Origin of the sequence: Collinsella sp. AF31-11 (assembly GCF_003475605.1) — a bacterium.
Classification (GTDB): Bacteria; Actinomycetota; Coriobacteriia; order Coriobacteriales; family Coriobacteriaceae; genus Collinsella.
Window position 1 is genome coordinate 1 of the sequence record NZ_QRQS01000018.1, and the last position, 16,153, is coordinate 16,153.

Annotated in this window: 10 protein-coding genes; all 10 read right to left on the reverse strand. The window is 49.7% G+C overall.

The features are described from left to right. On the reverse strand, positions 1 to 77 hold a 77-nt coding region (locus DWZ22_RS09730), incomplete at its 3' end, for a sugar phosphate nucleotidyltransferase (RefSeq protein ID WP_147352289.1). A 16-nt stretch (positions 78 to 93) separates the two neighbouring features. Then, positions 94 to 909: a glycosyltransferase gene (locus DWZ22_RS09735; protein ID WP_118406017.1), complete on the reverse strand. Its 816-nt coding sequence runs from the start codon at positions 907 to 909 to the stop codon at positions 94 to 96. Then, complete coding sequence (locus tag DWZ22_RS09740) at positions 902 to 1,882, reverse strand: glycosyltransferase family 2 protein (RefSeq protein WP_118406018.1); 981 nt, start codon at positions 1,880 to 1,882, stop codon at positions 902 to 904. The genes DWZ22_RS09735 and DWZ22_RS09740 overlap by 8 nt, the downstream gene beginning before the upstream one ends. Positions 1,883 to 1,893: 11 nt before the next feature. Then, positions 1,894 to 2,286 (reverse strand): GtrA family protein, encoded by a 393-nt coding sequence (locus DWZ22_RS10705; RefSeq protein ID WP_118406019.1) that lies wholly within the window; start codon positions 2,284 to 2,286, stop codon positions 1,894 to 1,896. Between the two features lie 20 nt (positions 2,287 to 2,306). Next, positions 2,307 to 3,932 carry a hypothetical protein gene (locus tag DWZ22_RS10170; RefSeq protein WP_147352288.1) on the reverse strand — a complete coding sequence of 542 codons (1,626 nt, stop codon included), beginning with the start codon at positions 3,930 to 3,932 and terminating at the stop codon, positions 2,307 to 2,309. A 142-nt stretch (positions 3,933 to 4,074) separates the two neighbouring features. Then, positions 4,075 to 7,239, reverse strand: coding sequence for a hypothetical protein (locus tag DWZ22_RS09750; protein ID WP_118406020.1), 3,165 nt, complete (start codon positions 7,237 to 7,239; stop codon positions 4,075 to 4,077). Between the two features lie 184 nt (positions 7,240 to 7,423). Next, the gene (locus tag DWZ22_RS09755; RefSeq protein ID WP_158573326.1) at positions 7,424 to 9,151 is read right to left on the reverse strand and encodes a L,D-transpeptidase family protein; all 1,728 of its coding nucleotides are present in this window, start codon (positions 9,149 to 9,151) and stop codon (positions 7,424 to 7,426) included. 40 nt (positions 9,152 to 9,191) lie between these two features. Further along, positions 9,192 to 10,460 carry a hypothetical protein gene (locus DWZ22_RS09760; RefSeq protein ID WP_118406022.1) on the reverse strand — a complete coding sequence of 423 codons (1,269 nt, stop codon included), beginning with the start codon at positions 10,458 to 10,460 and terminating at the stop codon, positions 9,192 to 9,194. Between the two features lie 484 nt (positions 10,461 to 10,944). Next, positions 10,945 to 14,523 carry a GH25 family lysozyme gene (locus DWZ22_RS09765; protein WP_158573327.1) on the reverse strand — a complete coding sequence of 1,193 codons (3,579 nt, stop codon included), beginning with the start codon at positions 14,521 to 14,523 and terminating at the stop codon, positions 10,945 to 10,947. A 547-nt stretch (positions 14,524 to 15,070) separates the two neighbouring features. Further along, positions 15,071 to 16,153, reverse strand: a 1,083-nt coding sequence (locus DWZ22_RS09770; protein ID WP_199583494.1) for an NlpC/P60 family protein, incomplete at its 5' end; no start/stop codon positions are given.

Genomic DNA, 16,153 nt, shown 5'->3' on the forward strand with positions numbered 1-16,153 from the left:
AGCAGCTGCTTGGAGGTCACGAGCGTGAGCGGGTACAGGCGCGTGCCGGACCCGCCGGCGAGGATGATGCCTTTCATTCAATCACTTCCAAAGTCAGTGAACGGAAAAATAAATCCGTTTAGCAATGTTCCTGATTGAGAGCGACAATTTACGAGCGGTTAAATCAACCGACGATATATTGATACCATCGAGTGAACAGATTGCTCGCACAAAATCAAACTCATCGCGTTTCAATTGCTCTTTTTTATCCTTAAAAAGTGAGTTCGTAGTAGATTCGTTGCACACTCTAAAATAGGAATAAATTGAGTCTAGATAGCAGACATCACTATTAAGTGATAGACGAATCCAATACTCCCAATCAGGGGAGTAACACAAAGAATCATTAAAGGGTCCAACCTTTTGCCAGCAATCTCTTCGAAACATGACATTAGAAGGCTCTCCATAGATATTATGAGTTCGAAATGTCTTGCGGGCAAAATCAGAGCCTTTTAAAACCATATCCCGCTTAAAAGGTCTCCTCTTCATTGTAATGGCACCATTCGAGTCAATAACACATGAAGCGCTGAAGCAGAGGGAGCACTTTGGATTAGCATCCAGTGCTGCAACCTCAGACTCAAGAGCCCCGGGTAACAAAATATCATCCTGAAAGAGGAAATGAATATACTCGCCAGAAGATTTCTCAATGGCATTATTCCAGTTTCCAACAAGACCGAGATTACTGACGTTTCTAAATACCTTAATTCGAGAATCCGTTAGCTTGGAAACAATCTCAAATGTTCCATCAGTTGACTGATCATCGAAAATTAATAATTCGAAATCGCGGAAAGACTGGCTTAACACCGAATCAATTGCCTTCAAAATGTACTTAGCACCATTAAAACAAGGCATCAACACACTAACTTTAGGCATCCTTGTCCTCCTTATCGGACAAAAATTCCTCAATAAAATAGCGAGGACGATGCTTCGTCTCCATATAAGTCTTTCCAACGTACTCGCCGATGACACCCAAAGCCAAAAGTTGAAGTCCGCCAAGACACCAAATTGACATAATAATGCTTGTCCAGCCAACTTGTACATCGCCAATAAAATGACCAATTAAAAGATATACAAGTGCAAATAAACTAAAAATAGAAATGATTAAACCGGTGAGAGTAATTATCCTAATCGGTTTAGTACTAAAAGACGTTATACCTTCAAAAGCAAATGACAGCATTTTACCGAGCGTGTATTTAGATTCGCCGGCAAACCGTTTCCCTCGCGAATAATACACGCAGCAAGATTTGAAACCAACTAAAGGAACCAAACCACGAAGAAATAGATTAACCTCACGGAATTGAGACAATGCAAGAACAGCACGCTTGGACATCAATCTATAGTCAGCATGGTTATAAACAGCATCGACACCCAACGAAGACTGTAAGCGATAAAAAGACTGTGCGGTAAAACGTTTTAGAAAGGAATCGCTAGAACGATCATTTCGTACACCATATACAACTTCATAGCCTTCGCGAGCTCTTGAAACCATTTCATCAAGCGCATTGATATCATCTTGTAAATCAGCGTCCATCGATGCTATTAAATCAGCAAACTCCGCTGCCTTGTGTAACCCAGAAAGCAAGGCTTTTTGATGTCCGCAATTCCTAGAAAGCTTAAGACCACAAAATAAATGATTAGATTCATGAAGATCAGAGATTATCTTCCATGTTTTATCAGAAGACCCGTCATCAACAAACAATATTTTGCTGTCCAAATCAATTTGAGACAATTCAATTAAAGAAGAAAATTTTTCCGAAAGCCTCCTTGAGGTCTCACGCAAAACACTTTCCTCGTTATAACACGGAACCACTAGATAGAGAATTGGCAATTTATCCAACTTCGTCATGCGAACACCCATCACTTAAATGCCCAATACTTACTTAAAATATAATTAAGAGGATAAGTTACAAACAAGTTAAGCAGTGGACCAAGAATAGAAGAAATTCCAAGCACACTAACCCAAAAGTACAAAAGGATGTTGTTGATAATCAATCCAGTAAAAGCACTCGAAGCAAGTAGCTTGGAAAAACTTGAAATAAGTGAACTCAAATCCGATCTCTCATTATCAAAAACATATTTATTGTTCCAATAGAAGGAATTGATGACACCAGCAAAATATGAAACTATATTGGCGACAATATAGTTCACTCCAATAAAAAGGAGTGCCGCGTAGACTAAGTAAGAAACGATTGTATTTGAAAGTCCAACAATCGAAAACTTCAGAAATTGAATCACCGAATCTCGTTTCATTAAAGACCCTTTTCCTACTGTTATCTATAAAGGACATAAACAAAACAAGAGGTTCCATCATCGATTTGAGTATATCCGGGCAGTTTTTTAAAACCACTATATCCTAGTTCATCTTTCAGTTGAGAAAGAACCTCTTCTTCGCAGTCGTGATTATTCATGTAAACAACCAGATCATCAGAATCAATATAATTTCTATCGCAAAAACTGCTAATAGCTTTCTGATCAGGAATCAGCGCATGAATGCGAGAAAATTTGGCAACTTCTAATAGCTTCGCAGTGAGCTGATAGTAATCATAAGAGACAAAGAGCCCCGTTGAACCCGCGTACTTCTCTACTGCGGCTTCATTGTCAGCAGATTTCGGATATAAATACAAAGCATTGGAAGAAAAGAAAACAGAATCTGCAGCAATAATTGCGCAAACAAATACAACAGAAACTAAAATAGTGCCCCGAAAATTGAAATCAGTATTATTTCTATAGCGAATTTGCAAATATCTAAATAGATACAAGAACATTCCAAATCCAAATAACAGTAATCCTGGATATGCCAAGCATATGTATCTTGACGAAGTAAAAGGAGATACATAGCAAGCTGTGACGTAAAATACAAGGGATGAATTAAATAATAAAACTATATAAATCGACTCAGGATGCTCACGATTAATTTTTTTATTCCATAGCAAGTAGAAACAAAGGGCAATTGACAAACAGAAGCAGGCAATCAAAAGAAGCCTTGATCCGAAGAACAAATCAACGGACGACGACCCTAGAAATTGCCAAATTCGTCTAAGTAATACCATTACCCCTGATTGCGATGAGGCCGATTCGACATAGTGATTCCCAAACATGTTGCTTAATGCTGGAGGAAATATGATAAATGACAGACAAACCGATAAGACAATCGTGACTCCATATTTAAAGGAGAACCTCCACCCTTTTCTTGCCCAAAAATAAATAGTAAAAAAACAGGAAACAAAAAAGAGATAAATATAGAAATAGAAATGAGTTAAAAACCCCAATAAAGAAATAACAAATAGGCGGAAATAAACCGATCGATTGGCGAAGGAAGCATTAAACATATCGAATAACGCATCAAGAAATGCTAGGGCAAGTGTCACCAATAACAGATACATTCGAATGTAGGTCACTAGATTTAACGCTATGGGACAGAAAGCCCAAAGAGCCATTAAAATTAGGGCGACTGGCTTACTCTGAAACACTTTGTAAGAAAGCTTAAATAAAAATACTAAGCTGAGTGAATAGAAACATAGATTAGGAACCAAGCCAAACCATTTGCTAAATTCATTCGGAAACAGTGAGCAAACGGTATGAATAATGAAAAAATAGAGAGGAGGATGTGCGTCATTACTCAGATTATATAAAACCGAATCAAACCGAAACACATGCCCTGTATCAACTGTCAAATAAGACTGAATGAACGTATGATCCATCCAGTTGGCATCCATATTGTTTTCCCAAAAAATATGTGGAAAATAAAAACTATTCGAGAGGCCGAAAGTCCACAGCTCGTCAACATGAAACCCTGTTTTCAAATTGCAATAATAAATTGCGACTAATAACGCAACCACAAACATTACAGCAAATAAAACGCCATAAGACTTGCATCGTTTTGCACATGTATTCATAAACGAGTCCCTATAATTAATTAGTAGCTAAACTAAAGGAGTTTACGAAAAATCATAAACTCCTTCAAGATTAAACTCATACAGTTGGACTAGACCACTGAATTACTGCAATAGCGGATAGATGATAGACTTGCATCACTTACTATTTATCAACCAACTTAACCTTAATCGCTTCCAAATGTAGGGCCTCTCCAGTTGTACCTGCGCACTCGCCCGATTTAACCCAATCGAGCCAACCCTTGCCCTGCACATGCGCCCTATAGGCAACGTCATATTGCTTGGCAAGATCTCCCGTCAGCTTTATTTCAACTGCCTCGATAGATAGAGACTTCCCTGTAGTGCCGGCAACCCTGCCATTCTTGACCCACTTTTGCCAGCCGATATTCTGAACGTGAGCTCGATATTCGATGTTGCCTGAATACCCAAGGTCGGGCCTGCTGATTGTCAACGCCTCAACAGCTAGGTTACGACCAGTTGTGCCAGCAGTCGCGCCTTCGTAAACAGGTGACTGCCAACCAAGGTTTGAAACATGAGCCCTGATTGAAAACGTTCTCTGAATAGAAGGTTGATTTGTATCCCCAGGAGAGGGCGAACCCTTTTCGACTAAAACGACCTGATATGCCTCGAGCCTCAAGCCAAACCCAGTTGTTCCGGCAACCTGATCATTGCAAGCCCAACCGAGCCAGCCCTTATCCTGAACGTGAGCTCGATAATAAACGTCATAGCGATTGGCCATCTCGCCAGTCAGGCGAATCTGAATAGCCTGGACGGACTTGCTCTGGCCCGTAGTACCAGAAACTTTCCCCTCTTTCACATAGTCCTGCCAGCCATAATCGGAAACATGCGTCCTGTACTCCAATGCACCATCGTAAGGAGCATTCTGCAGATTGAGAGTAATAGCCTCGACAGCTTTTGACTGGCCAACGGTACCGGAAGCATTTCCACCTTTGGAGGCCGATTGCCAGCCATCATTCGAGACATGCGAAGTTGCCAAGACGTCAAGAGGGCCTCGTGACACCCTAACAACATCGTAGCCCGACTCACCCTTCTTGAAATAAGTCAGAGCGCCGCTATTGTGCGAATAGATAGCAAAGTCGTAATTTGCCGAAGCAAGTATGGAATCCGAAAACTCTACGAGATAACAGGAGTCACCTTGCTTGCAAAGGGACCTGATAGCCGCGTCTGAGTCCTCAGTAATAGGCGAAGCAAACCAATCCATAATCGAATAATCGATAGCAGCGCCGGGCTTCAACGCTTCGGACTTCGTAGAATTCCAAAGTCCACCGGCAGCATCGGCACTGGCCGAGTTATACGTGCTAGATCCATAGCCAGACAAGCCAATCTCCGGATTAAAGAAAAGGATCAGCTCTGCAGCAACAGACGAATCGACATCGGTAATACCAAGACGGTCAAGCTGCTCCTGCTTTTGGGGATACATGCCCGTCGGTGTGTTCGGATGCCCCTTGTAATAATACAAATAGTCATCGCCATAGATAACTTCCGTCAAGTTGGCATAGTCGTCAAAATTCTGCTCATAAGAAATGTACGTTCCAAGCAGCATCATTACCTTTTTGCCCTGTTGAGTCGCCGCATCGAAATAACCATCGTTGAAGTTGTACAGGGCCTTAAACGCTTGGACCGTATCCTCTCCCCTATTCTGCAGGCTCGTCAGCATGCCCGAAACGTTCACCTTCTTAACGTTAGGATCGGATGCGATCTTATTCGCAAAGGCATTATTGTCACCACTCGTAAACAGATTAGTTCGAGTCATCCACCACTGAGTGCCAGACTCAATACTGAGCACGGCATACATAGAATCCCAGTGATCGTGATAATCGCTATACGACTTTGACACCTCACCGGTTTCGTATTCCTTATTCTTGGCAGCATTCCATAAAGCAATCAGTTCCGCTTGCTTAGAATCTGGATCCTTTACGTCGAAGGCCTCGTTGGTAAAGACATACGTGGCAGATCCATCGGACAACAGCCGAATGGAGTATTGGCCAGTGGGAATCTTGTTGGCGTAAATCATCCTATGGATCAACGAACAGGTGATGTCATTGATATACAGATTGAACTTTGCCTTGGGGTTGATCTTGAAGAGAGCAGCGACATAATCCGCGAACGCCTGATAGCTTGAACTAGAAGCATTCTCATCATGAGTCAGATACGGAAGGCCATACATCCCGGATGGAAGCGAGCTCCAGTTATAGGCATTTGGACGATCGAGCATTACGATTGACGGAATGGTCGTTCCAGCAGAAGAGGTGCTGATGCCCCAGAAAGATAGCGAATAGAGAACAACGGGGAAAGAAGCACTCAAAGGGGCAAGGTTGTATTCACTCGCAGAAATGCCGATTGGCTGATGGTCCTCATGAACGATGTTTCCGCTCTTCAAATACTGCAACGTAACGTCAAACGGACCATAATCGTTAAATTCAATTTCGCTGGAGCTGGAATCCAAATCTCCGAGTGCAATCGTACTTGAAACGGAACGGGTCACCTTCCCTCCATACGACATGGAGCCCGCCACCCTTATCGAATCAGCGATGCCGAGTCGTTTTATATCCTCGACCTGCGGAATATTCAGGGTTACTTTAGTCGTCTCCCCAACCTGAGAAAGAGAGCAATTAAAGACATACGGGACATAGGCACCAGCGGTATCACCGGGCGCCGCATCACCCTTCTTTACAATGACGATCTGTATTGCTTCAACGGCATAAGACCAACCGGTGGTTCCCGCAGTCGACCCATTTGAGGCCCAACCAAGCCAACCGAAATTAGAAGCATGAACGCGATAATACAGGTCATAAGAAGCCGACCTGTCACCCGTCAGCTTGAGCTCGACAGCTTCAACCTGAAGGCCCTTCCCCGTTGTGCCGGAGACGGCTCCATTAGAAACCCAATCCTGCCAGCCTTCATTTTGCACATGCGAGCGGTATTCGATACCAAGGTCTTCTGAATTAGAAAGAGAAACTCTGAGCGCCTCAAGCCTACGAGACTGGCCCGTTGTGCCAGAGATCGAGCCATTCGATGTGAACGTCGACTCCCAGCCAATGCCAGAAATATGAGATTTATAGCTGACATCCGGTATCTCCTCTTTGGACTCCACGGCAGCATCGATCGAAGGCGCTGATTCATCGGCTACAACAGCAGTTTGATCCGAAGAGTCTGATTGGGCCTCTGGAACGGATTCATATTCGTTGGTACCAACATTTTGATCCGCCCAACAAGCCAAAGGGCTCAAAAGCTGCATCGACATGAAGCAGGAAATCAGAACAACAAATGCTCTAAATTGCCTTTTCAAGAGAATCGCCTCCTAGATAGACAGTCGTCAGTAACAATACTATCGGGAGTAGGCTTCATTATTGCCACCAATTAGGTGAACGAAGAAAAAGGAGCCCCATCCAAAGGCAAGGGCCCTTTCTCGTTGCCAAGACTACGGCAACAGGAAAGGACCCTCTAACAAGCTCTCGTCGTTTACGGAATAGCTAGTTAATTACCACCTTGGTAGTAAGGGGCACGTTATCCCAAATCCATTTAGCGCGATCAATGGGCAAACGCACGCAGCCTTGTGAAATATGCATTCCCATTCGGCTGTCCATAGGATTAAAAGTTCCCTGGTAGTACGGTATTGAATGGAACAGATAGTCCCCGTAAAACTGCGTGTAGTAGTAGCAGGTATACCCATGTCCAAACGAGTAGCCCTTGCCGGTAACGGTATACTCGCCCGTAGGCGTTGGAGTACTAGGAGCGCCGGTAGAGCAAGTCCAGTATTGAGCGTAACTCCGCGACCCGCGCTGTCCACGAAAAACTCCAAGGCGGCATGCTTGCCTGTCAACCATAATGAGCCAGTTTGTATTGCTCGAATATCTATTAGCCCGATTAAGCATGGCCATCATGTCGGCAGGCAACAAAGGCTGATCGGTAAACGGGCGCCAGGTAGCACCGGGAGCACCAGCGCCCTTGGGAACGATCTTCACTTGAACAGACTCGACTCTGCAGCCTATCCTCGATGTGCCCGCAGGCTGCCCATTAGCGGTCCAGTCGAGCCACCCAAAGTCTTGGCAATATGCTCGATACCAGATATCAAAGTAATTCGACAAATCACCAGTCAGCCTAATCTTAAGAGCCTCGATGCGCTTAGCACGGCCTACCGTACCAGCAACATTCCCATTGGAAGTCCAGCCTTGCCAACCCACATCCTGCACATGGACAGAGTACTCAATACCGCCCGATACGCTACTGGATACGTTTAGCTTCAGTGCCTCAATTGCAAGTGATCTGCCAGTCGTACCCGCAATGCCACCGTTGCCAACGGGATTCATCCAACCAAGCGCGGCGACATGCGCCTGGAGCGTTAGGGCTGGTACCGAGATAAATGCAGGCGCAGACGGCGCACCAGGATCCCCGCCCTTCGCCACAAGCTTAATTTGGACGGCTTCTATCTGGATATTAAGCCCGGTAGTTCCAGCGGAATCGCCGTTTTTGGCCCAACCAAGCCAACCATAGCCCGCCGAATGAACTCGATAGTAAATGTCATACTGATTCGCGAGGGAACCATTTAAGCGCAGCTCAAGAGCCTGAATGGCCAATTCTTGTCCAACGGTCCCAACATAACCGGCAGATCGCCATTCTTGCCAACCAATATTGGCAACATGGGCCCTTGCCTCAATTAGAGAATCATCATCCACGCCAGACAACGACACATTCAAAGCTTGAAGAGAAAGCGATTTTCCCGTTGTACCGGCATTCTGCCCATCTAAAACAGATGGAGACCACCCACGGTTAGCCGAATGGGCCTGATATACAACGTGGGCGCAATCGGCGGAAGTATCAGAAACAAATGCTCCGTCCGTTATCCCGGGAGCGCCGGCGCCTTTACTGACAATCCTTACTTCGACAGCCTTAAGGAATGAACCCGATATCGTTGCCCCCGCATCCGAGCCATTGCACGCCCAACCAAGCCATCCTTTTTTGGAGTCAAAACAGCGATACCAAACGTCATAGGCTTTAGACAAATCTCCAGTAAGAGCCAATCTCACCGCCTTTAAAACACGCCCATCGTTTTTAGAGTTAAGCGCAGCACCGTCAGAAACAGCACCGCTCCATCCGCCAAATTCAAAGAAGCCGGAATAGTCAATTGAGCCTAAAATCTCTTGATTATCAAACGAAATAGAGAGCGAAGTTAAAGGTTCAGAGCCGTTCTCGGAACCCAATAAGATTGATTTGCCTTGTACGGAGCCCAGGCTTTTACCGTTAAGAGCGAGCGAGCTCCCGCTTAGAACATCCGTAGCTCCAATGAAATGGTTCAACGTATCGCCGGGAGCAGAGCCGCTTTTTTTCGACCAATAAAATCTGAACACCCTGAATGGCAGCACCCTTCCCCACCGAGCCCGCAGGAGACCCGTTAGACGTCCAGCCCAGCCATCCGCCCAATTTGGAAGCATACACACGGTACCAAATGCCATAAGTTGCAGATATCTCGCCGTTCAGCTTAAACTGAACGGCCTCAAAGGACCGAGACTGCCCCGTCGTGCCAACAGCACCTGAAGACCAGCCTTGCCAACCAATGCCAGAGACGTGAGCCCGAGAGGAAATAGAGCCTCCGTGACCATACCAATTTACGCTGAGCGACAGCGCCTCAATTGCATTTCTTGAGTCAATAACCCCCGATGTCTTTCCGTCCGCGACGGCGCTCATCCATCCAACATTAGAGACATGAGATCGATAGGAAACGGTAGGCGGTTCCTGAGAGTGATCCCTAAAGGCATCGCCTCGCGTTGGCGCATCTTGAGCATTTTTTGGAAGCACCTTAATCTGAATAGCTTCGATCTGATAAGCATAGCCCTGCGTTCCAGCAGGCTCACCATTTGAGGCCCAACCAAGCCAACCAACATTTGCAGAATGAACGCGATGCCAAATGTCATACGAATCAGAAAGACCGCCCGACAAAGATAGCTTGATCGCCTCGATGGCTCGCGACTGTCCAACTGTTCCAGATGCCTGCCCGTTACCCACCGGCTGAGACTCCCAGCCGATCCCGGAAATGTGAGATTGGACCGAAATGCTGTCATTCCCCAGCGGGGTGTCATCCTGTGAAAGCAAATTTATCTTGAGGGCTTCGACGCGCTTGGCACGGCCTGTAGTGCCCGCCGTCATTCCATTTGAAACGGGAGCTTGCCAGCCAATATCCTGTACATGAGTCTGGTATGAAACAGAGCCAAACACAGTGGATACATCATTTTCGGGTTTCGTCGAATCAGTTGCATTGGAGGCAGGCTCGCTAGAAACGGATGAGGGAGAATCATTGTCTGACACAGTCGGCTGCTCGACTTCAATCCCCTGCTGTTCGTCATTTAAGACAAAGCTCTCGTCTTCCAAGCTGCTGGCAGAACTATCGATATAATCAGTGAATTCCGGTTGCACAGGTAAAGAATCTGCCCAAACAGAAAGGGGCGTCAGAAGACATTGAAGGATTAGTAATGCCATCATTGCCGATGCTAACAGCCGTTGCGTCTTTTTCATTCGACTCCCCCCATCACTCGACCATCTTTAACATCATTATTTACCGTTTCGACAATTGCCTAAATACCGAAAACGTGAATGGCACTTAAATAGAAACGAACGGACCGTTGCAAAACGACCCGTTCGTTTTAATCAGAATATTTGCTAGAACCTGTGTGAAGACACGAATTTCGACCTGCTATGCAAGCGGCAGGTTGTCATACCAGCCCCATTTTGGCTTGTATGAGGTGGAATAATAATCCAACCAGTACGCCATATCGAGCGTCCTGATCCGACCGACATTATCCATAACCTGGTTATTACCGATGTAGAGACAAGCGTGACCGTAAATGCTGCCCATGCGTGTATGCGTATGCGAAGGAACGGCAATGACCATTCCGACTTTCAAATGAGAATAATCGGTGTATTTACAGTAATCCCAGTAGTAATCGCAGGCATCTGTATGGACATTCCTAAATCCGGCACGCTCATAGATATCTGCAATCTACTCGGAGCACAATCCCGGGCCAGGAGACGGCACCTGTCGGGCAAGCTCTACAATTTTCTTCTGCATGGGATTTGCAAGTGTAAAAGGTTGCCCAAGCAAACACGGCGAAATGGTAGTTCCGGGTGCATTGGCACCTTTTCTTGTAAGGCGCACCTGGACGGCCTGAACGTGCACCCCATAGCCGGTACTGCCGGCAACAGCACCATCTTTAGCCCAACCAAGCCAGCCGACGCTATCAACATGAACCCTATACCAAACATCGAAGTAAGATGCCAAGTCACCTGATAGAGAGATTCTGATAGCCTCAACCGAATTGGACTCAGCGGTAGACGAAAGCTGTCCTCCGTTTGATTTGCCAGAAGTCCAGCCTACATTTGAAAAATGTAGTTGAAAATTAATTCCGCCGGCAACAGATGAAGTAGTTTTAGCCGAAAACCCGGTGATGGGAATTCCCTGACCAGTTGTACCGGACACCTCTCCGGCAGAAACAGTATTCTGCCAAGCACCTTTCACCTGAGAGGAATACGTCACCGTAGGTATTTCAAGATGAGAATACCCCGACGTATCAGGATGGGAAGCGCCCTTCTTAATGAGCTTAATCTGAATAGCTTCGAGGGAACACGACATACCGGTGGTGCCGGCCTCCTCGCCGTCCTTGGCCCAGGCCATCCAGCCGATGTTGGAGGCGTGGACGCGGTAGTAGACGTCGTAGTCCTTCGCGAGGGAGCCCGTGAGCCTCAGGCGCACGGCCTCGACGGCGCGTCCCTGGCCGGTGGTGCCGCCCTCGGAGGCCGAGGGGGTGTCCCAGCCCTGCCAGCCGATGCCCGAGACGTGGGCGTCGATCTGGACGGAAGAGCCGTCCGAGTAGTCGGAGCTGTCGAGCGAGAGCTTGAGGTCCTCGAGGGCGAGACCGCGGCCGGTGGTGCCGGCGGTCGCGCCGTCCGAGACGGCGCCCTGCCAGCCCACGTTGGAGACGTGGGCCCGATAGGTCAGGGACATGGGCTTCTTCTTGAAGGCGTAGTCGACGTTGGCGCCGTCGGACGAGGGGGCGGCGTCGCCCTTCTTGACGAGCCTGATCTGGACGGCCTCGACGCTCCTGCCGAAGCCCGTGGTGCCGGCCTCCTCGCCGTCCTTGGCCCAGGCCATCCAGCCGATGTTGGAGGCGTGGACGCGGTAGTAGACGTCGTAGTCCTTCGCGAGGGAGCCCGTGAGCCTCAGGCGCACGGCCTCGACGGCGCGTCCCTGGCCGGTGGTGCCGCCCTCGGAGGCCGAGGGGGTGTCCCAGCCCTGCCAGCCGATGCCCGAGACGTGGGCGTCGATCTGGACGGAAGAGCCGTCCGAGTAGTCGGAGCTGTCGAGCGAGAGCTTGAGGTCCTCGAGGGCGAGACCGCGGCCGGTGGTGCCGGCGGTCGCGCCGTCCGAGACGGCGCCCTGCCAGCCCACGTTGGAGACGTGGGCCCGATAGGTCAGGGACATGGGCTTCTTCTTGAAGGCGTAGTCGACGTTGGCGCCGTCGGACGAGGGGGCGGCGTCGCCCTTCTTGACGAGCCTGATCTGGACGGCCTCGACGCTCCTGCCGAAGCCCGTGGTGCCGGCCTCCTCGCCGTCCTTGGCCCAGGCCATCCAGCCGATGTTGGAGGCGTGGACGCGGTAGTAGACGTCGTAGTCCTTCGCGAGGGAGCCCGTGAGCCTCAGGCGCACGGCCTCGACGGCGCGTCCCTGGCCGGTGGTGCCGCCCTCGGAGGCCGAGGGGGTGTCCCAGCCCTGCCAGCCGATGCCCGAGACGTGGGCGTCGATCTGGACGGAAGAGCCGTCCGAGTAGTCGGAGCTGTCGAGCGAGAGCTTGAGGTCCTCGAGGGCGAGACCGCGGCCGGTGGTGCCGGCGGTCGCGCCGTCCGAGACGGCGCCCTGCCAGCCCACGTTGGAGACGTGGGCCCGATAGGTCAGGGACATGGGCTTCTTCTTGAAGGCGTAGTCGACGTTGGCGCCGTCGGACGAGGGGGCGGCGTCGCCCTTCTTGACGAGTCTGATCTGGACGGCCTCGACGCTCCTGCCGAAGCCCGTGGTGCCGGCCTCCTCGCCGTCCTTGGCCCAGGCCATCCAGCCGATGTTGGAGGCGTGGACGCGGTAGTAGACGTCGTAGTCCTTCGCGAGGGAGCCCGTGAGCCTCAGGCGCACGGCCTCGACGGCGCGTCCCTGGCCGGTGGTGCCGCCCTCGGAGGCCGAGGGGGTGTCCCAGCCCTGCCAGCCGATGCCCGAGACGTGGGCGTCGATCTGGACGGAAGAGCCGTCCGAGTAGTCGGAGCTGTCGAGCGAGAGCTTGAGGTCCTCGAGGGCGAGACCGCGGCCGGTGGTGCCGGCGGTCGCGCCGTCCGAGACGGCGCCCTGCCAGCCCACGTTGGAGACGTGGGCCCGATAGGTCAGGGACATGGGCTTCTTCTTGAAGGCGTAGTCGACGTTGGCGCCGTCGGACGAGGGGGCGGCGTCGCCCTTCTTGACGAGTCTGATCTGGACGGCCTCGACGCTCCTGCCGAAGCCCGTGGTGCCGGCCTCCTCGCCGTCCTTGGCCCAGGCCATCCAGCCGATGTTGGAGGCGTGGACGCGGTAGTAGACGTCGAAGTCCTTCGCGAGGGAGCCCGTGAGCCTCAGGCGCACGGCCTCGACGGCGCGTCCCTGGCCGGTGGTGCCGCCCTCGGAGGCCGAGGGGGTGTCCCAGCCCTGCCAGCCGATGCCACTTACATTAGCGCTAATTTGCACAGAGCCATCTTCAACGGGATTCAGGATGCTGACCTTAAGATCTTCCACGGCTTTAGACTGCCCTGTTGTACCCGCAGTAGATCCGTCGCGCTTACTGCTCATCCAGCCAATATTCGAGACATGCGCCTCATACTGAATATGCATCTTGCCGTCATCTACGTTCAGAAGAGAACCGTTGAAGCAGTAGTTCATGTCACAGCGCCCGTTAACGCCCGGGACATTGCCGCTGCTTGAATACTGCCAGAAACTGTAGCTGCCAGCATAATCGCAACACCAATTATATTGAGCAACCCAATGGTCATAACCGCTCAGAGACGGACTATCCAAGTAGTTGTTGAGCCAGTTAAGGTTCGCATAGATACCCGACTTAAAGCCAACGGCCTCCATACGGTTACAAAAAGTCTGCGCAATCCGAGCGAGCTTATCTTTGCTGAAATTCGGATCCTGCAAGATATAGTTATCCTCAAGATCGTAATAAACGGGAATCGACGGATGATGGCCACCGAGCCAAGCAAGCGTTCGATCGGCTTCTTTATTTGCATCCGCTACAGAACGAGCATAGGAGTAGTAGTAGACACCGTAAGGAATCCCGAGACGTTCGCATTCGGTAGCGTTTCGTTCAAACGTTGAATCGGGTTTGCCGTAAACAGGGCCGACCTTGAGAATAGCAAATTCTATACCAGCGGCTTTAACCTGATTCCAGTCAATCGTCCCCTGAAAGTTGCTGACATCGATACCACGCGCAACGGCACCATTGGGCAAAGCTTCGTCAGCCAAAGACTGTGCATCGATGCCATCGGAGACAGCATCAATAAGCAAGCCGTTCTCATAACGCCAGGAATTCGGCTCCAAAGAGTCAGCTTCAGGAGAATCCGCCTGTATGGAATCACCCGCCGAGGCCTCGCCAGCAGAATCGTCAACGTCCGACTCATCTGTCCCGATTCCAGACTGGTCATCAGAAACTGAGCCTGAGTCCCCATCCGAACGAGCAGCGTCCGCATCGTCACCATACCACTCGGTTACACCCTGAGAACCCGAGGCGTCGCCCTGCCCATCCTGAAAGCTTTCACCTTGAAATCCGCAGTCATTCGATGATTGTTGCACCGACTGTGAAGAAGCGACGGATTGGGCAGACAGCGCGTATGCACAGTAAGGCTGAATGATTTGCGACCAAGCTATTAAAAGCGTGCAAATCAAAGCTGCAGACGCTTTGAGACGATTCATATATATCCCCCGAGATATTGACCACGTTCGAAGACACCAAATTATATTACCGCACTTCTAAACAAGCATTTAAGGCTTAAGGCGCAACGGTAGCATTCAGACAAAAAAGAGGCGCTCCCGTTACGGAACGCCTCAATTGGCTCTATGCAAAAGGCCTTGCGGCACCGATTACACGACCAGGAGCATAGACTGAGCGCTCGGTGACTCCAATTCCCGGCCACGAATCGATAATTCGACCGTTTCCGATGTAGATTCCAATATGACCCTGGTAGTAGACCACATCTCCCCTCTGCATAGCAGAGGTGCTAACCGGCATAAATGTGTTGTTGCGATACCAGTTCATGGAGTTATAGGTTTGCTCGGGCAACCAACGATGGTTATATGGGTTATACCAACCCATATCCATGCCAGTCGCATACAGACATTGCAGCACCAAGCCCGAGCAATCAACTGCATCCCCCGGCCAAGAAGACCAAGGCTCGATATAACGAGTTCCGATATATTCACGAGCACGCTGGACAAATGCGTTAATGCAGTCCTGGCGCGAAGCGTTATAGGGAATACGGGAAGGCGTGACGTACGTAAAGTATCCGGTGCAATACGAAGGAAGCCGCACACTGTTGCAATTTACCTTTGGGTATGATCCGGGTGTCTGATAGCCCATATAGCGATAGGTCTCAAAATACGAATCGGAAGTAGAACCCGGAGCAGCGGCGCCCTTGGGGACAATCTTTACCTGCAACGCCTGAACGGGAATTCCAAGCTTCGTGGTGCCTGCCGGAGAGCCGTTTTTGGCCCAGCCAAGCCAACCGTAATTTGAGACATGAACGCGATACCAAACATCAAAGTAATTGGAAACATCGCCAGACAAGCTGATCTTTACGGCTTGGATTTGCTCCCCTTGACCAATGGTCCCCGATGTAGCGCCATCAGAAACAGCAGATTGCCAGCCGATATTGGATACGTGGGCAGAATACGAAATGCCGCCACTTATAGAGCTATCAGAAAGCGACAGCTGCATGGCCTCCATGGCGCGATTCTGCCCAACCGTGCCAGCAACACCATCATTACCAACAACCGTTTGCCAACCAAGCCCAGAGCAGTTTGCCTTAACGGAAAGCCCAGGGAGCTGAATCAAAGCCGCCTGATCTTGGGCGGGCGCGTCAGAAGAGCCCTTTGCAACTAACTTAATTTGAATTGCCTCAGCCTGCTTAGCCAAGCCAAC

Bases quoted from the DNA above. Each gene is read 5' to 3' on its own strand.
- DWZ22_RS09735 (WP_118406017.1), bottom strand. From the start codon at position 909: ATGCCTAAAGTTAGTGTGTTGATGCCTTGTTTTAATGGTGCTAAGTAC.
- DWZ22_RS09760 (WP_118406022.1), bottom strand. From the start codon at position 10,460: ATGAAAAAGACGCAACGGCTGTTAGCATCGGCAATGATGGCATTACTA.
- DWZ22_RS10170 (WP_147352288.1), bottom strand. From the start codon at position 3,932: ATGAATACATGTGCAAAACGATGCAAGTCTTATGGCGTTTTATTTGCT.
- DWZ22_RS09740 (WP_118406018.1), bottom strand. From the start codon at position 1,882: ATGACGAAGTTGGATAAATTGCCAATTCTCTATCTAGTGGTTCCGTGT.
- DWZ22_RS10705 (WP_118406019.1), bottom strand. From the start codon at position 2,286: ATGAAACGAGATTCGGTGATTCAATTTCTGAAGTTTTCGATTGTTGGA.